The organism is Rhodoferax potami (assembly GCF_032193765.1).
GTDB lineage: Bacteria > Pseudomonadota > Gammaproteobacteria > Burkholderiales > Burkholderiaceae_C > Allorhodoferax > Allorhodoferax potami.
On record NZ_JAVBIJ010000001.1, the window covers coordinates 323,950 to 341,572 of the forward strand.

General features: G+C 61.2%; 16 protein-coding genes and 2 pseudogenes. 4 read left to right on the forward strand and 14 right to left on the reverse strand.

Annotated features, from left to right (window positions below; genetic code table 11):
* Nucleotides 1-119 precede the first annotated feature (119 nt).
* Nucleotides 120-812 (forward strand): urea ABC transporter ATP-binding subunit UrtE, encoded by a 693-nt coding sequence (urtE, locus tag RAE21_RS01585; RefSeq protein WP_313879842.1) that lies wholly within the window; start codon nt 120-122, stop codon nt 810-812.
* Here urtE and RAE21_RS01590 read toward each other — a convergent pair.
* From RAE21_RS01590 to RAE21_RS01630, 9 genes and pseudogenes are all read right to left on the reverse strand, one after another.
* On the reverse strand, nt 809-2,524 hold the full coding sequence (locus RAE21_RS01590; protein ID WP_313879843.1) for a response regulator: 1,716 nt from the start codon (nt 2,522-2,524) through the stop codon (nt 809-811). The two genes, urtE and RAE21_RS01590, sit on opposite strands and share 4 nt — an antisense overlap.
* A gap of 42 nt (nt 2,525-2,566) precedes the next feature.
* Nucleotides 2,567-3,397, reverse strand: a complete 831-nt coding sequence (locus RAE21_RS01595; RefSeq protein ID WP_313879844.1) for an urease accessory protein UreD — start codon at nt 3,395-3,397, stop codon at nt 2,567-2,569.
* Between the two features lie 3 nt (nt 3,398-3,400).
* Complete coding sequence (locus tag RAE21_RS01600; protein WP_313879845.1) at nt 3,401-4,168, reverse strand: ABC transporter permease; 768 nt, start codon at nt 4,166-4,168, stop codon at nt 3,401-3,403.
* Nucleotides 4,169-4,176: 8 nt separating this feature from the next.
* Complete coding sequence (locus RAE21_RS01605) at nt 4,177-5,016, reverse strand: ABC transporter ATP-binding protein (protein ID WP_313879846.1); 840 nt, start codon at nt 5,014-5,016, stop codon at nt 4,177-4,179.
* A 2-nt stretch (nt 5,017-5,018) separates the two neighbouring features.
* Nucleotides 5,019-6,047, reverse strand: a complete 1,029-nt coding sequence (locus RAE21_RS01610; protein WP_313879847.1) for an ABC transporter substrate-binding protein — start codon at nt 6,045-6,047, stop codon at nt 5,019-5,021.
* A 211-nt stretch (nt 6,048-6,258) separates the two neighbouring features.
* Nucleotides 6,259-7,491: a M20 family metallopeptidase gene (locus RAE21_RS01615; RefSeq protein WP_313879848.1), complete on the reverse strand. Its 1,233-nt coding sequence runs from the start codon at nt 7,489-7,491 to the stop codon at nt 6,259-6,261.
* A pseudogene (uraD, locus tag RAE21_RS01620) lies at nt 7,488-9,306 on the reverse strand (2-oxo-4-hydroxy-4-carboxy-5-ureidoimidazoline decarboxylase). The gene RAE21_RS01615 and the pseudogene uraD overlap by 4 nt, the downstream one beginning before the upstream one ends.
* A gap of 3 nt (nt 9,307-9,309) precedes the next feature.
* Nucleotides 9,310-10,263 carry an allantoinase PuuE gene (gene puuE, locus RAE21_RS01625; protein WP_313879849.1) on the reverse strand — a complete coding sequence of 318 codons (954 nt, stop codon included), beginning with the start codon at nt 10,261-10,263 and terminating at the stop codon, nt 9,310-9,312.
* On the reverse strand, nt 10,260-10,901 hold the full coding sequence (locus RAE21_RS01630) for a GntR family transcriptional regulator (protein WP_313879850.1): 642 nt from the start codon (nt 10,899-10,901) through the stop codon (nt 10,260-10,262). Before RAE21_RS01630 ends, puuE begins: the two co-directional genes overlap by 4 nt.
* A gap of 67 nt (nt 10,902-10,968) precedes the next feature.
* Here RAE21_RS01630 and uraH point away from each other — a divergent pair, with 67 nt between their 5' ends.
* Nucleotides 10,969-11,334 carry a hydroxyisourate hydrolase gene (gene uraH / locus RAE21_RS01635; protein ID WP_313879851.1) on the forward strand — a complete coding sequence of 122 codons (366 nt, stop codon included), beginning with the start codon at nt 10,969-10,971 and terminating at the stop codon, nt 11,332-11,334.
* Between the two features lie 4 nt (nt 11,335-11,338).
* Here uraH and RAE21_RS01640 read toward each other — a convergent pair whose 3' ends face one another.
* A complete protein-coding gene (locus RAE21_RS01640) occupies nt 11,339-11,875 on the reverse strand; it encodes an energy transducer TonB (RefSeq protein ID WP_428983951.1) in 537 nt (178 codons plus the stop codon).
* 88 nt (nt 11,876-11,963) lie between these two features.
* On the opposite strand from RAE21_RS01640, the gene xdhC reads away from it, so the two are divergent.
* Both xdhC and RAE21_RS01650 read left to right on the forward strand, forming a co-directional pair.
* On the forward strand, nt 11,964-12,827 hold the full coding sequence (gene xdhC, locus RAE21_RS01645; RefSeq protein WP_313879852.1) for a xanthine dehydrogenase accessory protein XdhC: 864 nt from the start codon (nt 11,964-11,966) through the stop codon (nt 12,825-12,827).
* Nucleotides 12,828-12,839: 12 nt separating this feature from the next.
* Nucleotides 12,840-14,078, forward strand: a complete 1,239-nt coding sequence (locus RAE21_RS01650) for a urate hydroxylase PuuD (RefSeq protein ID WP_313879853.1) — start codon at nt 12,840-12,842, stop codon at nt 14,076-14,078.
* 27 nt (nt 14,079-14,105) lie between these two features.
* Here the strand turns inward: RAE21_RS01650 and RAE21_RS01655 are convergent, their stop codons facing one another.
* The 4 genes and pseudogenes from RAE21_RS01655 to garL all read right to left on the reverse strand — a co-directional run bounded on the left by RAE21_RS01655 (nt 14,106) and on the right by garL (nt 17,593).
* A complete protein-coding gene (locus tag RAE21_RS01655) occupies nt 14,106-14,732 on the reverse strand; it encodes a LysE family translocator (RefSeq protein ID WP_313879854.1) in 627 nt (208 codons plus the stop codon).
* Nucleotides 14,733-14,794: 62 nt separating this feature from the next.
* Entirely contained in the window at nt 14,795-15,772 is a 978-nt protein-coding gene (locus RAE21_RS01660) for a TRAP transporter substrate-binding protein (protein WP_313879855.1), read from the reverse strand.
* A 4-nt stretch (nt 15,773-15,776) separates the two neighbouring features.
* Nucleotides 15,777-16,676: pseudogene (locus tag RAE21_RS01665) on the reverse strand (2-hydroxy-3-oxopropionate reductase); the annotation flags it as partial.
* Nucleotides 16,677-16,810: 134 nt separating this feature from the next.
* A complete protein-coding gene (gene garL / locus RAE21_RS01670) occupies nt 16,811-17,593 on the reverse strand; it encodes a 2-dehydro-3-deoxyglucarate aldolase (protein WP_313879856.1) in 783 nt (260 codons plus the stop codon).
* Between the last annotated feature and the right edge of the window lie 30 nt (nt 17,594-17,623).

Below are 17,623 nucleotides of genomic sequence, written 5' to 3' on the forward strand. Positions count from 1 at the left end.
CCACCGTTGCACGGGTCGCTGCCCCCCAAGGGGGCTAATTTTTCCCTTCGGGGCTGACCGCCAAGCGGCTCAGAGCATTGGGGCGGCCCTGCGAAAAATTGCACAGGTAAGAGAACACTATGCTTGAAGTAAAAAACATCAACCAGTACTACGGCGGCTCCCACATCCTGCGGGACGTCAGTCTGGAGGCCGAGGTGGGCAAGGTCAAGGTCATTTTGGGCCGCAACGGTGTGGGCAAAACGACGCTGCTCAAATCGTTGATGGGGCTGGTGCCCATCAAGTCCGGCAGCATCTCGATGGATGGCAAAGAAATCCATAAGCTCACGCCTTACGAGCGCGCCCGCTTGGGACTGGGGTTTGTGCCTCAGGGCCGCGAGATTTTTGCGCGCCTTACCGTCGAAGAAAACTTGCGTATGGGCTTGGCCTACAAGCCTGCGGGCACACCGATTCCGGCGGAGCTGTTTGAGTTGTTTCCGGTGTTGCAGCAGATGTTGCACCGCCGGGGGGGCGACTTGTCGGGCGGGCAGCAGCAGCAATTGGCGATTGCGCGCGCGTTGGCCGCCGGCCCCAAGGTGCTGATTCTGGATGAGCCCACCGAAGGCATTCAGCCCAGCATCATCAAAGACATCGGCCGGGTCATCCGTATGCTGGCTGACCGGGGCGACATGGCCATTCTGTTGGTGGAGCAGTACTACGACTTTGCCCAGGAGCTGGCGGATAACTACATCGTGATGGAGCGCGGCGCGGTGCTGGCACGAGGCATGGGCCAGAACATGGAAGTTGACGGCGTGCGCGGCCTCGTGGCGATTTAAATGCCGGGTACCAACAGGTCCGGTGCCGCCGCTTCGGCGGGGGGCATGGGCTCTGCGGATTTCATGTAGGCCGGCGCCACACGTTTGCCAGTGCGCAACACCAAGCCACCCGCTTGGCGCTTTTGCTCGCCGGGGGAGCCCCGGTTCACAATCGAGCCGCACCGGGCCTTGAGCTGTTGCACCATGTCCATCAGCTCGGTTGCCGAGTTAACTTTGGCGCTGTGTTTTTGCAGTAGCTGATAGGCGTTGTCGATCAGGCGGGGGTTCAAGGTATCCCGGCCATGCAAGATCAGGTTTTTGACAGCATGGGTCGGGTCCCCCTTCAGGCTCAGGGCCATAGCCGTCTCGGCGTATTCGAGGACCTGGGCTTGTGCCGCACGCAAGCGGTCGGCGTAAGGCGGGTAGGCTGACGCGCTGGCGGCCAGCAATTCGGTGAGCGAGCGGTTGCTGCAAAACCGCCGCCCAATCACATCAATTGTCTCTTCCAGCTCGTTGAGCTGAACCGCCTTGTGCGAGAGCTGGGCCATCAGGGCAATCAGGTTCCCTGCCGACTCGAAATCGAAAGAGGTTTCCCGCACGGTGCCCGTCATTGCGCGCACGGTGTCGACCGCCTTGGCGAACTGGTGCTGCTGGATCAGATTCAGTGCGGCCACCACATCGGCCAAACGTTGCAAACGCGGGTTGCCATCATCGCGGTCGAGCAAGCGCAGCAGGTCGTCATGGCAGCGTTGCAAACCTTTGCGGTCACCCGTCGTAAGCCGGGTGAAGGCCAGCATGACCAAGGTTTGCGCATCGAACATTTTGGAGTCCAGCCCGAGGCGAACCGTCTTGTCCAGCAAACCCTCTGCAGCCACGGTGTCGCCGCTGTAGTAGGTCATCATGGCCAGGTTTTGTACTCGGCTGATCGAGGCCGGCGTCAAGGAGGCCGCCATCTTGTAGGTCTCCAGCGCTTTGTCGAACCGCCCCAGCTCAAACTGGGCGCGGCCCATCACGTCGTAGGCATCTGCGTAGTTCGCATCTTCGCCCAGCAACTTTTCCAAGGCGGTGGTGGCCTGGTTGATTTGACCAGCGTCCAGCTGGGCACGGGCAACCCCCAGCTTGGCCCAAGGCAAGGTCTTGGCGGTGACCACGGCCTTGTAGAGGGTTTGCGCTTCTTGCGGGCGGGACAAGCGCAGCAGCAATTCGGCGCCCACCCGGGCGGCATAGAGCCAGAAAGGTGCGCGTGTTTCAAATCGCTCTAGGCACAGGGCGGCGGCTTCTTCAAAGCGCTCTTCTTCTACTGCGGTGAAGATCTCTTGCAAGGCCGCCTTGCGCGTTCGGGCCGCAGCCAGCCTTTCACTCAGGTGGGTGGCTTTGTGCGGCTTCAGCATGTAGCCATCCAGGGCGGACTCTGCCGCTTCCGCCACTTTGGAGTACGTGGCCTCTGCGGTGATCATGATGAACACCGTGGAAAAAGGCAGCAGCTGGTTGCGCCGCAAGTCGTCCAGCAGGTCCTGGCCTGACATGGCATCGGTCGGGAAGTGCTGCTCGCACAGCACGAAATCAAAGGTCCGGAACTCCAGCTGCCGCCGCGCATCGACCGCGCGCGCAGCCTGGGACACGGATGCGACCCCAAAGTCGCGCAGCTGTGAAACCAGTATGGAGCGTGAAGTGGGGTTCCCGTCAACGACTAGTGCGTTGCAGGTGGAGAGGTCATAGTCAATCGCGGCCATTGCACACATTATGGTGGGGCTAACCGCGATTGACCAGAAAACCTACATGGCCCAGATGCGCGGATCTTGCCCTGCCATCTGCCACGCCTGCGCGCGCCACTGCTGGCGCACCGTGCGCAAGAGCTGCATGGCCGGCTCTACCGTGGGTGCCAACACCCGTACCACCAGTGTGCGGGTGTTGGGGCTGGTTACGCCGCCGGTGGGTGCGAGCGGGTGCTCCCGCAAGGTGTCGCGGGCGAGGTCGATCAGGGCTTCTTTGTCCGAACGCTTCCAGGGGGTGCCACTTGCAAAAAACAAAGTTGCGAGGCAGCGGTGGCCTGCGAGGCCAGTGGGCCCGTCCATCAAGCGTTGGTCGTCGGCACGCAGGCGACCACGCTCCAGCCAAACGCCGGGTATCTCGAGGTGCTGGTCGAGCCAACCGCTCACAAAAGGCAGCTTGGCATGGGGCAGGCCGAGTGCCGTGATGTCCCAGCCTATGCACTGTGCACCAGGTGCGAGGTTCAGTTGCAGTTTGTTGATCGCGTTGCACGCGTCGTAGCAAATGGCCTCCAGGGGGAGCCATTCCAGGCGCGCGTCTTCTTGCAGGTGCAGGCGGGTAGTTTGGGTGGCGACCGGGCCGTCCGAGCGGTAAAACCGGGTCGCACCCGGGGTGGTAACCAGCCCGTGTGCTCCGGGGCCGACCGACACATTCAGCTCCAAGGTGTCACCACCGACCAAGCCGCCGGGCGGATGCACTAGTACGTTGTGGCAGATGGTGTCGCCCTCGGGGTAGAGGCTTTGCAAAATCCGGAGTGGGCCGCTATGGTCATAGCGGGCCACACAGCGCTGGTTCTCGACCTGGTAGTTGAGGCTTAAACGGGCATGCCAAACCATACATCAATGGTTCTGCGAGCCACGGTGCGCCCAGCCGGTGGTGCGCTTTTCAATGGCGCTGAACAGCTCGTACATCACCATGGCCATCGCCCCCACCACCACCAAACCGGCAAAGGCCAAGCCCATTTGCATCGCGGAGCCCGCGCTGATGAGCAAGTAACCAATGCCTTCATTAGCCGCTGTCATCTCGGACACCGTAGTGCCCACAAATGCCAGGGTAATGGCGACTTTGAGCGAGCCATAAAAGTAAGGCATGGAGCGGGGCAGGCCCACTTTCATGAGCACGTCCCAGCGCTTGGCGCCTAGCACCCGCAGCACATCTTCGAGCTCAGGCTCCAAGGTGGCCAGACCGGTGGCAATGTTCACCATGATCGGGAAAAAGCTGATCAGGAAGGCTGTGAGGATGGCAGGGCCCACGCCAATGCCGAACCACACCACCAAAATCGGCACAAATGCCGCCTTAGGCAGCGCGTTAAACGCTGTCATCAGCGGGTACACCGCAGCGTAAGCTAGGCGCGAACTGCCGATTACAAAGCCCAGCAACACACCCACCACAATAGCAATGCCAAAGCCCGCCATGGTCACCCAGAAGGTGCGCCATGCGTGGCCGGCGATGATGCCTTTGAACTCCCAGAACTGCGTCCAGATCCGCCAAGGGCTCGGGAACACAAACTCCGACACATCCAGCGCGCTACAAAGCACTTGCCACAGGGCAATGAAAAACACCAGCAACACCCAGGGTGCCCACGCTTCAACTCGTTTGTTTGTCATGGGCCGCCTTATTGGGTAATGGCACCGGATGCCGCAGGCGCAGTCGAGCGCATGGCGCCGATGTGCCCGCGCAGCTCGTGCACGATGTCGGTGAACTCTTTGGTGTAGGTGATCTCGAGGTCGCGCGGGCGCGGCAGGTCGATCTCGCGTTTCACCACAAAGCGGCCGGGGCTCTTGCTCATCACGTAGACCGTGTTGGCCAGAAACACCGATTCGCGCAGGTCGTGCGTCACCAGAATCACGTTGAACTGCTGCTCGGTCCACAGGTCGCGCAAGATGCACCACAGTTCTTCGCGGGTGAACGCGTCCAGTGCGCCAAAGGGCTCGTCGAGCAAGAGCATCTTGGGTTCATGGATCAGTGCGCGGCAAATACTCGCCCGCTGCTGCATGCCGCCCGAGAGCTGCCAAGGGAACTTGTCCTCATAGCCGCCCAAGCCCACTTTTTGTAGCAGCTTGCGCGCGCGCTCTTCGTATTCCTTGCGTTTGGCTTTGAAGTTGCTGCGGTAGGGCTCTACGATTTCCAACGGCAACAGCACGTTGTCCACGGTGGTGCGCCACGGCAGCAACGACGGCGCCTGAAAGGCCATGCCGGAAATCTTCAGGGGCCCGGTGACAGGCTCGTTGTCGATCAGGATCTTGCCCTTGGAGGGCATTTTCAAGCCGGTGGTCAGCTTCATGAAGGTGGACTTGCCGCAGCCCGATGGGCCGACGATGGCGATGAACTCGCCTTTACGCACCTTGAGGTCGATGGCTTCGACCGCAAAGTGGTTCTGCTTCAGCAGCTCATCGTTATAGGCAAGCCAGACATCCTGAAAATCAACAAACCAGGGGGATGCTGGTGTTGTCATGCTTATTTCTTGGGCAGGATGTTGAGCTCAGCCTTGGAGGGCAAGTAGCTGGCATTCCACACCACATCGGGGTTGATGCGGGTTTTGGTGTTGAACGCGTCTGACACCTGGGACGCCATCAGCGACAGGCGCGGTCCGTTGACCTGGCCAAAGCCTTCCGCGCGGGCATTGGCGCTGTTGATGACGGTATCGATGGCCAGCTTGAGGCGGCGTGTTTCCAGGTCCGCGTTGATGATGCCGTCGCGCGCCTTCACATCAGCAATCGCCGCAGAGGGGTTGGCGATCACGTCTTTGGCGCCCTTGGCAAACGCGGCCAGGAAGGCCTTCACTGCAGCCGGGTTGTCTTTGAGAATCTTGGGCGAAGCGATGATCGCGTTGCCATACAGCTTCACGCCGAATTCGGGGTAAGGCAGGATCACCACGTCTTCTGACTTGACGCCACGCGCTTCCAAGTTCAACAGCGAGGTGAAGGTGAAGCCGGTAATCGCGTCCACATCACCACGGGCGAGCATGGTTTCGCGCAGGGGTGGGTCCATCGCGGTCCACTGCACGCCGCTCACATTGTTGGCCTTGGCAAAAATGGGGAAGGCGCGGCGGCCAGCGTCAAACACGGGTGCGCCGAGCTTTTTGCCGTTCAAATCGGCTGGCGTCTTGATGCCGGACTTTTTGAGCGCCATCACCGAAGCGGGCGTGTCGTTGTAGACCATCATCACGGCGATGGGCTTGTTGGGTGCATCCGGGTTGTTGGCGTGGAATTCCATCAGCGCAGCCAGATCGGCAAAGCCCATGTCATAAGCGCCAGACGCCACGCGGGTCACCGCACCGCCCGAGCCGTTGCCGGCGTCGATGGTCACATCCAACCTGGCATCCTTGAAGTAGCCCTTGGCCGCAGGTGTCAAAAACAAGGCGGAGGGACCCTCAAAGCGCCAGTCCAACTGGAACTTGATCGGCGTGCTTTGGGCCATGGCAGAACCGGCGGCCACTGTGGCGGCGGCAAATGCGATCGCGTGGAGAAACTGGCGTTTTTTCATGGAAATTCCTTCATGGTTTTCGGATGCCAACGGTCAAGCAAGAAGAATGCCCAACTTTGGGGCATTGCTCTTTCCAAGTTCATTCTGCGCGCTGGGGGTGGGTTCTAATGTTGGGGTTTATCTGGGTGTGACTCGCCCCATAACACTTCGATACCTGCGAACCTCCTAATGGGTGTTGGTGGGGGTGCTGCGAGTGGACGCAGTCAGGCCCTCAGCCTTTCAACAAATCTAATAGCGTTCGCGCGACTACCTTTGTCGCTTTGCGCAGGTCGTCCAAACTCACCCGCTCGTCAGCCCGTTTGGCGTGAGATTCCAGCACCGTGCGGGGGCCAGCACCGTAGATGACACCGGGAATGCCGCGCTCAGAGAATAAGCGCACATCGGTATAGAGCGGGGTGCCCATGGCGGGGATGGGTTCGCCAAACAAGGCTTCGCCATGTTTTTGCAGCGCATCCACCAATGGCTTGTTACCTGCCAAGGGACGCATGGAATTGGCCAGCAGCAGGCGCTTGATGTCTACCGAGATGCCGGGCACTTGGGCTGCTGCGTCGGCAATCACTTTTCGGATGGAGGCTTCCACTTCAGTGGGGTTTTCCTCAGGGATCATGCGGCGGTCTAGTTTGAAGACCACTTTGCCGGGCACCACATTGGTGTTGGTGCCACCTTCGATGCGGCCCACGTTCAGGTAAGGGTGGTTGATACCGTCCACATCCGACGTGACCTGTTTGTAGAGCGTGTTCTGGGCGTACAGCGCGTTCAAGATGTGCACCGCGCCTTGCAGGGCGTCCACACCACTTTCAGGAATGGCTGCGTGCGCCATCTTGCCGTGTACGGTCACTTCCATTTGAAGGCAGCCGTTGTGTGCGGTGATCACCTCGTACGAAAACCCGGCCGCCAGCAGCAGATCTGGCTTGGTGAGCCCTTTTTCCAGTAACCAGCCCGGGCCGAGTTCGCCGCCGAATTCTTCGTCGTAGGTGAATAGCAACTCCACACCGCCCTTGAGCGGCAGACCCAAAGATTCGAGGGCTCGCACCGCAAAGGTGTAGCTGGAGAAATCACTCTTACTGACCGCAGTGGCGCGGCCGTACATGTTGCCGTCGGCAATCTCGCCGCCGTAGGGGTCATGCGTCCAGCCTTCGCCGGGTGGCACCACGTCGCCGTGGGCATTCAAGCCGATGGTGATGCCGCCGGCCGAGTAAGGGCGGCGCACCACCAGATTGGTGATGCTTTGCACGCCGGCAGCCTGCACTTCACTGGCGGGCACGCTGTGTTTCTCGGCCTGCAGACCCATGGCGGCCAGCAGCTCGGCGGTGCGGTCTGCGTGCGGTGCGTTGTTGCCGGGCGGGGTGTCGGTGGGCACGCGCACCAGTTCTTGCAGAAAGCGCACTTGCTCGTCAAAGTGCGCGTCAATCCAGGTGTCGAGTTGTTCGTAGGGGGTGGTCATGGGTGTGTATGTTCTTGGGCCAGTTGATGCAGCAGGTGGCTGAGCGCATCTACTGCGAGTTGCATGTCGTCGCTGGTGGTCGATTCCAGCGGGTTGTGGCTGATGCCGGAATTCTGGCCGCGTACAAACAGCATGGCCTGCGGCAGGATGGTGTGCAGCTTCATGGCATCGTGGCCGGCGCCGCTGGGCATGCGGTGCAGGGGTACACCCAGTGCGGTTACTGCGGCTTCCCAGCGCTGCTGCCATTCGGGCGCGCTGGGCGCGGCGCTGGCTTGCATGGTGCGGGTGAGGCTGTGGTGCAGGCCGCGGCGCTCGCAAATCAGGCGCAGGCCGGTGAGCACTTTGGCCTCCAGTGCATCGCGCTGCACATCGGATGGTGCGCGCAAATCCAGGGAAAAGGTGCAGCGCCCGGGCACCACATTGATGGAGCCATTGGGCACTTGCAGCTGCCCCACGGTGCCTACCGAGTCACCATCTTGGGTGGCGCAGTGTTCGACCAGCAAAATCAGCTCGGCCACCGCAGCGGCGGCGTCACGGCGCTGGCCCATGGGCGTCGTGCCTGCGTGGCTGGCCATGCCGGTGATCTCGCCCACATAACGCACGCTGGCGTTGATGGAGGTGACCACGCCCAACGGAATGTCCAGCGCGTTGAGCACCGGGCCTTGTTCGATATGGACCTCCACAAAGCCTTGGTAGTCGGCAGGGTTGCGGCGGATGGCGCCAATAGCGTTCACATCCAACCCCGCTTTCGCCATGGCGTCGCGCATGGCAATGCCGTCTGCGTCCGTTTGGTCCAGCCAGGCGGGGTCAAAGTCGCCGGTGAGTGCGCCAGAGCCCAGAAAGGTGGCTTTGTAGCGCTGGCCTTCTTCTTCGGCAAAGGCCACTACTTCCAGCGCATAGGGCAGGCGCTGGCCCCGGGCCTTGAGCGCTTGCACACAGGCGAGTGGCACGTAAATTCCCAAGCGACCGTCGTACTTGCCACCGTTGCGCACGGTGTCATAGTGGCTGCCGGTCAGCAGGGTTTTGGATGAAATAGGGCCTTGGCGCTCGTCGGATGTGCGCGGGTAGCTATCACTTTCATAGCGCCCCACCACATTACCCACCGCATCGATGGTGGCGCTGTCGCAGCCAGCAGCCAGCATATCTGCTTGGATCTGGCGGGCGCAGGCTAGGTGCGCATCGGTCAGGTAGGTCACGGTGAGTTGGCCGGTCCCCACATAGGCTGCGTCAGTGTGTTGGGCCAGCGCCTCCTGCCAGTCCCACACCTGCTGGCCTTGGGTGGGTGTGTAGCCAAACTTGTCGTTGAGACGGATTTCGGCAATGCGGTGCACATTGCGCAGGCATTCGGCTAACTCAAAGTCCGGGTGACCTTGCACGCGGCGCTCCAGCGTGGCGATGATCTCCGCTTTGGAGAGGCCTGTACCGCGCGGGCCGCGTACTGCAAGGATGAAGGGGAAACCGAAACGCGCGTTGTACTCTGCATTCAGGCGCTGAATTTTGTCGAACTCGGCGGGCGTGCAATGCGTGAGGCCGGCCTTGCTTTGCTCATTGGTGCTCTCGGCAGTGAGGCTTTGGTCCACCATCGCCTTGCCGGCCAATTCGGGGTGGGCCCGCAAGAGGGCGAGCTGGGGTTCGCGCCCTGCCGCGGCCACCACTTGCACCATGCCATGTTTGAAGGCCGCGAGTGACACAAAGGGCCGTTGTTGCAAGGCCGTTTCCACAATCCACGGAGAGTGCTCGTACAAGCCGTTCGAGGCGTTGTGCAGCTTCGGCCAATGGCAGGGTGTTGAGTTGTTCCAGTGTCAGTGTGTTCATCACTCAGCCTTGGTAGGGGTGCGTAGCTTTCCAGTGCCGCGCAATGTCGATGCGTCGTGCCACCCACACGTTTTCATGTTGGGTGATGTGGTCCAGAAAGCGCTGCAAGGCGGTGATGCGACCCGGGCGCCCCAGCAGGCGGCAGTGCATGCCTATGCTCATCATCTTGGGCGCATTCAGGCCATCAGGGTCGCCTTCGGCGTAGAGCGCGTTGAAGGTGTCCTTCATGTACTGGAAGAACGGGTCTGCGTACGAGTAGCCCTGGGGGAGGGCAAAGCGCATGTCGTTGCAATCCAGGGTGTAGGGCACGATAAGTTGGGGCACCACGCTGCCGTCGGTCTTTTGCACCTTCATCCAGAAGGGCAGGTCGTCGCCGTAGTAGTCGCTGTCGTATTCAAAGCCGCCGTAGTCGGCCACCAGGCGGCGGGTGCGCGGGCTGTCTCGGCCGGTGTACCAGCCCAACGGTCTTTCACCGGTGAGCTTTTCGATGGCGGCCATGCCCAGCTGCATGTGTTCGCGTTCTTGCGCCTCGTCCATGTTCTGGTAGTGGATCCAGCGATGGCCATGGCAGGCAATCTCGTGGCCCAGCTCTACCAGTCGTCGGGTCAACTCCGGGTAGCGCTCCAGCGCCATCCCCACGCCGAACACCGTCAGCGGCAGGCCGCGTTGTTCGAACTCGCGCAGGATGCGCCACACACCGGCGCGTGAGCCGTATTCGTAAATGCCTTCCATGCTGATGTGGCGGTCTGGATAGCTGGCCGGGTTGAACATTTCGGAGAGGAATTGTTCAGAGCCTGCGTCTCCGTGCAGCACGCTGTTCTCGCCGCCTTCTTCGTAGTTGAGGACAAATTGCACGGCTACGCGGGCCTGGCCGGGCCATTGGGCGTGGGGCACGTGTTCGCCGTACCCCACCAGGTCGCGGGGGTAGGCTTGGGTGGTGTCGTAGGTGTGATTCATGTCGATTCGTCTGGGGGCAAAGTCAGGCCGGCTTCTACGTGTTGAAGGTGCTCGTCCATCAAGCGCAGGGCCAATGTTTCATCGCGGGCTTCGAGGGCATCCACCAGTGCAGCATGCTCCTCGTGCGAATGGGCTGCCGAGTCGCTGGACTGGTACATCAGTGTGATCAGGGAGCATCTCGAGAGCAGATCCATCAGCATCAATGCCAACACTTCATTGCCCAGCAACTGGGCCATGCGCACATGGAAGTCGCCCAGCACCTCGGTGCGGTTACTGATGGTGCCGCCATGGACGGCATTTTGTTCTTCGGCAATGTGTTGGCGCAGGGCATCGATGTGTTCCGGGTTGGCCGCCGCGATGAATGCACGGACCATGCCGGCCTCCAGCATCCGGCGCACCGCAAACACCTGCCTCGCCTCGGTCACAGATGGCGCTGCCACAAAGGCGCCGCGTGCCGGCTCCATGTGGATCAGGCGATTGCGCGAAAGCTGGAACAAGGCCTGCCGGATCAGCGTGCGGGACACGCCGAACTGGTCCGCAAGCTTTTGCTCGGCCAGTTTGGCCCCGGGGGTGAGCTGGTGGTCCACGATGGCGGCGGTAATCGCCTCCACGATGAAACCGGTGGTGGTGGTCTCCATGAAGTCATGATACCGAGAATGACCAAAAGTGTATACACTTTGCTTTTTCAACAGAAAGGCAGGCGCCATGGGCTTGAGCACGCACGTACTGGACACCATGCACGGCACCCCCGCAGCGGGCATGTCAGTCGCGCTGTACACCACACAAACCACCACGCAGGGCGAGGCAGCAACGCTGGTGAAAAGTTTTGTGCTGAATGCCGACGGCCGCAACCCGGACGGCCCGCTGTATGACAACGCAAACCTGCAAAAAGGCACCTACAGGCTGGTGTTTGATGTGGCCGGCTATTTCAAAGCCCGCGGTGTGGCCCTGCCCGAGCCCAACTTTTTGAACCGCGTGGCGCTGGACTTCGGCGTAGCCCATACCGACCAGCATTACCACGTGCCTTTGCTGGTCAGTCCGTGGAGTTACTCCACGTACCGCGGTTCTTGACCGGCTACATCTGGCCTTCGGTCAAGGTATCCAATTGAAAACGTCCGCTCTTATGCCAGAGCCAGGTGTCCGTGTAGGTAACCCGGCCCATGCGCACCGGTGCGGGGTAGGGGGCGGCTGCACGCACCGAGCGCTCGATATCGGCGATGACCTCAGGGGCATGGCTGGGCGCGCGCATCCAGCGGATGTCAGTGACGTGACCTTTGCGGTCGATATCAACCTGCAATACGCCCACGGCGTAGAGCAGCGGAGGCATTTTTCCGCTGTAGATGCGCTTGGAGTTCTTGGCGTAAAGGTGGCCGGCCGCGTCCCTGCGGTAATCGCGCGGCGTGGCCGCTTGGGATTGCAGTGCGGGTGGCGCTTCAGGAATCACCACCGGGGGAGCAGCTTGGGGGGTTACCACTGCAACCGGGGGCTTCTCGGGTTGCGGGGCAGGTGGAGCCACCGTGCAGGCGCTGAGAATCGCCAACACAGTCACGCTAAGCGCGAGGCGGGTGCTGCTCCAACGGGGTGCAGGCACGAAATGAGTCATTGGGGGCATGGCGGATCTCCTTGTTTTTTGCGCCGTCGTACTGTGCAGCAAATTATGGAGTTGCGGAATATCGGAAGCCCTCAAAAGGTATCTGTTTGTGAGTAATTTGTCCGATTTATTGCGTGAGTTACAGCAGCACCCGGTGGTGCTTGTCTCGGTGGTGGCGACACGGGGCTCTGTGCCGCGGGATGCCGGCGCCTGGATGGCGGTGTTGCCGACCGGGCTGTTGGGCACCATCGGCGGCGGCCGACTCGAGCTCGACGCCGAGGCCGCAGCGCGTGCGCTGCTGGAGGCCCACCATTTGGGGCAAATAGTGGCGCCTGTAGAGAAGCGCATGGGGTTGGGCCCCAGTTTGGGCCAGTGCTGTGGCGGCGAGGTGCAGCTGCGCTACGAGTTGGTGCAAGCAGCGGATGCGCCTGCATTGCGCGATCGATTGGCCCCTGCCTTGTGGCCGGTGGGGCTGTTTGGCGGCGGTCATGTGGGGCAGGCGCTGGTACAGGTGTTGGCCCATCTGCCCTTTGAGGTGACCTGGGTGGACAGCCGTGATGGCGTGTTTCCTGAACAGGTGCCTTCTAACTTGCGCTGCGAGCATTCGGAGCCAGTGCAGTCTGCAGTCGCAGACCTGCAGCCGGGCAGCCGTGTGCTCATCATGAGTTTCAGCCACGCAGAAGATCTGGACATCGTGGCAGCCTGCCTGTTGCGCCAACGGACCCGGGGCGATTTGCCTTACATCGGTCTCATTGGCAGCCGGACCAAATGGGCGGTGTTCAGCCATCGGCTGGCCGAGCGCGGCTTTAGCGCGGCTGAACTGGCGCATGTTACTTGCCCCATTGGCGTGCCGGTGGTCAGGGACAAGCGGCCTGAAATTATTGCGGTCGCTGTAGCGGCCCAACTCTTGCAAGTGGTAGACCCGGCAGAGCTTGATGCGGCTGCGGGCGCTGCCGGACGATTGGAAACCTGAGGAGAACACCGGATGGAAAGCTATTTACTCGATTGGGCCAACTTGCTGTTGCGCTGGGTGCACGTCATTACCGCGATTGCGTGGATCGGCTCCTCCTTTTATTTTGTGTTTCTCGACAGCAGCCTGACGCCGCCGGAAGACGACGACCTCAAGAAACAAGGGGTGAGCGGCGAGCTATGGGCGGTGCACGGTGGCGGTTTTTATCACCCGGTCAAATTCGCCGGGGCGCCACCCAAGTTGCCGGGCAACTTGCATTGGTTTTATTGGGAGAGCTATAGCACTTGGCTCACGGGCTTTGCATTGTTCACGGTGTCCTACCTGTGGAGTGCGGGCACTTATTTGATCGACAAATCAGTCATGGCCTGGCACCCGCATGCTGCGATTGCAGTGGCACTGTCATTTCTGGTGGTGTTCTGGTTGGCCTATGACGGAATTTGCCGGGTTTTCGGCAAGCGCAAACATGGCGATGCCATCGTGGGTGCGCTGGTCGCGGTGCTGGTGTGTGTGGCCTCGTACTTGGCCTGCCACTGGTTTGCCGGGCGCGCTGCCTTTTTGCTGGTGGGCGCCATGATGGCCACGGCCATGAGTGCCAACGTGTTCTTCTGGATCATTCCCGGCCAGCGCACCATGGTGAAAGACATGGCTGCCGGTCGTGCGGTAGACCCGATCCACGGCAAGCGCGGCAAGCAGCGCAGCGTGCACAACACCTATTTCACCTTGCCGGTGTTGTTCGCCATGCTGAGCAACCACTACAGCTTTACCTACAGCCATCCGCAAAACTGGCTGGTGCTGATTGTGATGATGGGGGCCGGTGCCGCTATCCGCCAGTTTTTTGTGCTGCGCCATGGGTACAAGTTGGCCCGTAATCCGCACCCCTGGCCCTATGCGGCAGCCGGTGTAGTGGCGATTTTGGGTTTGCTGGTGTGGCTCAAGCCAACGCCACCCGCTAGCGCCCCTGTTGCTACGAATTCTGTAGCGACTGGCGCAGTTGCTGCGGGCGCTAGCGGCACTATTGGCTATCAAGATATCCAGCCTGTGTTGGAGCAGCGTTGCTACATGTGTCACGGGGCAGCGGTGCAAATGAAAAACGTGCGCGTCGATAGCCCTCAAGCCCTGAGCAGCCATGCCCAGGCGGTGTACCAGCAGGTGGTGGTAAGCAAAATCATGCCGATGAACAACTCCACCAACATCACCGATGCCGAGCGCGACATCGTGAAGCGCTGGTTCGAGGGCGGGGCGAAGACGGAGTAGCCCGGGCCCTTGTGGGCGGGCCTGCTGTTAGCGCTGTGCGGTTGCCAGACGCAAGGCCAGGCCCACAAACACGATGCTGGCCACCCGGTTCAGGATTTGCTGGGCCCGCAGGGAGCGCTTGAAAACCTGCCCGAAACCGGCCGCGAACCACGCGACTGCACTAAAGGTCAGCAGTGCCGCCAGCATGAAGACGCCACCCAACTGCACAATTTGCAGTGCCATCGAGCCTTGGGCCGGGTCGGCAAACTGCGGCAAAAATGCCAGAAAGAAAATGGCCACTTTGGGGTTGGTGATGTTCATCATCACACCGCGCAGGTAGGTCTTGAGGGGCGACATCGCGCTCTCGGTGGCCGTGTCGGCAATGCCGACCGGTGCATGCCAAGCACCCCAGGCAAGGTACAGCAGATAGCCCGCCCCCAGCAGCTTGAGTGCGGTAAACGCGGCCGCTGATGCTGCGAACACCGCGGCCAAACCCAATGCCACCGCAGCGGTGTGAAAAAGCAAGCCACTGCATAGGCCTAGCACCACCAGGAGCCCGGCTTTGCGCCCATGCACCGCCGAGTGGAGCAAAACAAACACGTTGTCAGGCCCGGGCGACAGGGCGAGCAGCACCGAAGCTGCGAAAAAAGTCAGTGTGGTGTCGAGTGGGAGCATGGCGTCGTGCCGCTAATGCGGCGTACAGGTGGAGCACCTGCCATCCTAACGCGCGGCCGTGCTCAATTCCCGATGATGGTGAGCAGCTCTTCGCGGGTACTGGGGTCTGCCATGTACTTGCTGTACAGCGGTGACATGCGCCGCACCATGGGGGCCGGGTCTTTCACCCGCACAAACTGCACGCCTTGCTTGGAGGCCGTCTCCACCGCAGAGGCCACCCGCTTGTTCCACAACTCGCGCATGATGGCGGCCGACTCGGTGCCGGCCTTGCTGAATGCTGCCTTGTCGGCAGGGCTGAGGCTGGCCCACAGCTTGGTAGAGACGACCAGTGCCTCGGGCGAGATGACGTGGTTGGTCACGTACACCGACTTGGCCACCTTGTAGTGCCCGGTGGACTCAAAAGAGGGCATGTTGTTTTCGGCGCAGTCGACTTCGTTTTTCTCCAGCGCTGCCATCACTTCTTTGAAGGGCAGAGCCACCGGGGTCGCGTCCAGCAGCTTCACCATTTCCAGATACACCTCGGATTGCTGCACCCGGATGCGGGCACCCGCTAGGTCCTTGAAGCTGTTGAGCGGCCGGTTCACACAGTAGAACGAGCGGCCACCGCCGTCGTACCAGCCCAGCACCACAAAGCCCGCTGCCTGCAGCTTGGCGGCAAAGCGTTCTCCCAACTTGCCGTCCAGATGCTTGAACATGTGGGCGGAATCGGTGAACAAGAAAGGCAGGTTGAGTGCCTTGAGTCCGGGCACCGCGTCCGACAAAGGGCCGGAGCTGAATTCGGCGAGATCGATCTCGCCGGACTTGAGCATCTGCACTGCCTTGGGCTGGTCGCCCAAGGTGGCGTTCGAAAAAATCTCTATTTGGTACCGCCCTTGGGTCTCTTGGGCCACCAGGCTGGCAAAGCGCTTGAGCGCCTCAGTGACCGGGTAGCCGTCAGGGTGGATATTCCACGCACGCAGTTTGGTTTGCGCATGGCTGCTGGTGCTCACCAGCAACAAGCAGGCGAGGGCAAAACATCGCCATGGCGTGCGTGGCTTCATCGCATCAGCCTTTGGCGACTTCGTGGGCGCCCATGATTTCCAGGGCGCGCACCAAGGCAGAATGGTCCAGGCCGGCCATGTCGTTGGCGGCACACACCTGCATCAGTTGTGCGGCACCTGCGGTCTGGGGCAATGCCAGGCCCATGGCTTTGGCACCACTGAGGGCCAGGTTCAAATCTTTCTGGTGCAGGCTGATGCGGAAGCCCGGGTTGAAGGTGCGCTTGACCATGCGCTCGCCATGCACTTCCAGAATACGCGAGGCGGCAAATCCGCCCATCAGCGCCTGGCGTACTTTGGCAGGGTCTGCACCGGCTTTGCTGGCAAACAGCAGGGCTTCGCCCACAGCAGCGATGTTGAGCGCCACGATGATCTGGTTGGCCACCTTGGTGGTCTGTCCGTCGCCGTTGCCGCCCACCAAGGTGATGTTTTTGCCCATGAGCTGCAGCAGTGGCAACACGGTGTTAAAGGTGGCTTCTTCGGCTCCCACCATGATGGTCAAGCTGGCCGCCTTGGCGCCGACTTCACCGCCGGAGACCGGGGCATCCATGTACTGGCAGCCCAGTGCATTGATCTTTTGCGCAAACACCTTGGTATCGATGGGCGAGATAGAGCTCATGTCCACCACCGTCTTGCCGGCGCTCAGGCCCTCGGCTACGCCGTCAGCGCCGAACAGCACCAGCTCCACATCGGGGGTGTCCGGCAGCATCAAAAAGATGATGTCGGCTTTTTGTGCCACTTCTTTGGCGCTGGCGCAGGGCTTGCCGCCGGCTTGCACCAGGGCTTCGGGCACATCGCCCTTGGTGTTCAAGTAAACGGTGTGGCCCGCAGCCAGCAGGTGGCCTGCCATAGGGTTGCCCATGATGCCGAGGCCGATAAATCCGAGAGTAGTCATAGTGAGATTGCGATGGAGTGGAAAAGATTTCGTTGAGCCAAGGAGGTTGGGTGGGAGTGCGTTCTGCGAAGGTCAAGGAGGAGCCCGCAGGGCGGGGGACACGCAGCAGAACGCGCTCCGACCCAGCCTCGGTGTCCGGAGAAGAATTAGCCGAGGTACCGGTCCCGCAAAGCCTGCGTAGCGTTGCGGAACAGCCCCAAGTCGCTGCCAACCGCCACAAAGGTTGCACCCATTTCCATGTAACGGCGCGCATCAGCTTCGACCGGCGCCAGGATGCCGCTGGGCTTGCCCTGGGCCTTGGCTTGGGCGAATACGCTGGCAATGGCATCCTGCACCTCGGGGTGGTTGGCATTACCCAGGTGACCATAGCCGGCGGCCAGGTCTGAGGGACCCACAAAAATGCAGTCCACACCGGGCACCGCGGCAATCTCGGCAGTCGCTGTCACCGCTTGGCGGCTTTCAATCTGCACCGCCACGCACATGTGCTGGTTGGCTTCCTGAAAGTAGTTGGCAATCGAGTTGTAGCGGTTGCTGCGCTGCGCGACTGACACGCCACGCATGCCCTCAGGGGGGTAGCGGGTGGCGGCCACGGCCTGGCGGGCTTCCTCGGCAGTCTCGACAAAAGGCACCAGGAAGTTATAAAAGCCGGCGTCCAGCAGGCGCTTCATCTCAATCGCGTTGTTGCTGGTCGGGCGCACAAATGGAGCGCTGACGCTGTCTTTGAGTGCCATGAGTTGCGGCACAAAAGTGATCACATCGTTGGGCGAATGTTCGCCATCGAGCAGCACCCAGTCAAAGCCGGCGACGCCCAGCACTTCGGTGCTGATCGGGCTGGCCAACGAGGCCCAGCAGCCGATCAGGCGCTTGCCGGCGAGCAGGTCTTTTTTGAACTGGTTAGGAAAAGGGCGATAAGGGGTGGGGTAGCTCATGGCAGGCCTCGGTGAAGTCGGGTGAATCCG

Excerpts from the sequence above, each read along its gene's own strand:
- urtE (WP_313879842.1), top strand. The coding sequence starts at position 120 with ATGCTTGAAGTAAAAAACATCAACCAGTACTACGGCGGCTCCCACATC.
- RAE21_RS01590 (WP_313879843.1), bottom strand. The coding sequence starts at position 2,524 with ATGGCCGCGATTGACTATGACCTCTCCACCTGCAACGCACTAGTCGTT.
- RAE21_RS01595 (WP_313879844.1), bottom strand. The coding sequence starts at position 3,397 with ATGGTTTGGCATGCCCGTTTAAGCCTCAACTACCAGGTCGAGAACCAG.
- RAE21_RS01600 (WP_313879845.1), bottom strand. The coding sequence starts at position 4,168 with ATGACAAACAAACGAGTTGAAGCGTGGGCACCCTGGGTGTTGCTGGTG.
- RAE21_RS01605 (WP_313879846.1), bottom strand. The coding sequence starts at position 5,016 with ATGACAACACCAGCATCCCCCTGGTTTGTTGATTTTCAGGATGTCTGG.
- RAE21_RS01610 (WP_313879847.1), bottom strand. The coding sequence starts at position 6,047 with ATGAAAAAACGCCAGTTTCTCCACGCGATCGCATTTGCCGCCGCCACA.
- RAE21_RS01615 (WP_313879848.1), bottom strand. The coding sequence starts at position 7,491 with ATGACCACCCCCTACGAACAACTCGACACCTGGATTGACGCGCACTTT.
- puuE (WP_313879849.1), bottom strand. The coding sequence starts at position 10,263 with ATGAATCACACCTACGACACCACCCAAGCCTACCCCCGCGACCTGGTG.
- RAE21_RS01630 (WP_313879850.1), bottom strand. The coding sequence starts at position 10,901 with ATGGAGACCACCACCACCGGTTTCATCGTGGAGGCGATTACCGCCGCC.
- uraH (WP_313879851.1), top strand. The coding sequence starts at position 10,969 with ATGGGCTTGAGCACGCACGTACTGGACACCATGCACGGCACCCCCGCA.
- RAE21_RS01640 (WP_428983951.1), bottom strand. The coding sequence starts at position 11,875 with ATGCCCCCAATGACTCATTTCGTGCCTGCACCCCGTTGGAGCAGCACC.
- RAE21_RS01650 (WP_313879853.1), top strand. The coding sequence starts at position 12,840 with ATGGAAAGCTATTTACTCGATTGGGCCAACTTGCTGTTGCGCTGGGTG.
- RAE21_RS01655 (WP_313879854.1), bottom strand. The coding sequence starts at position 14,732 with ATGCTCCCACTCGACACCACACTGACTTTTTTCGCAGCTTCGGTGCTG.
- RAE21_RS01660 (WP_313879855.1), bottom strand. The coding sequence starts at position 15,772 with ATGAAGCCACGCACGCCATGGCGATGTTTTGCCCTCGCCTGCTTGTTG.
- garL (WP_313879856.1), bottom strand. The coding sequence starts at position 17,593 with ATGAGCTACCCCACCCCTTATCGCCCTTTTCCTAACCAGTTCAAAAAA.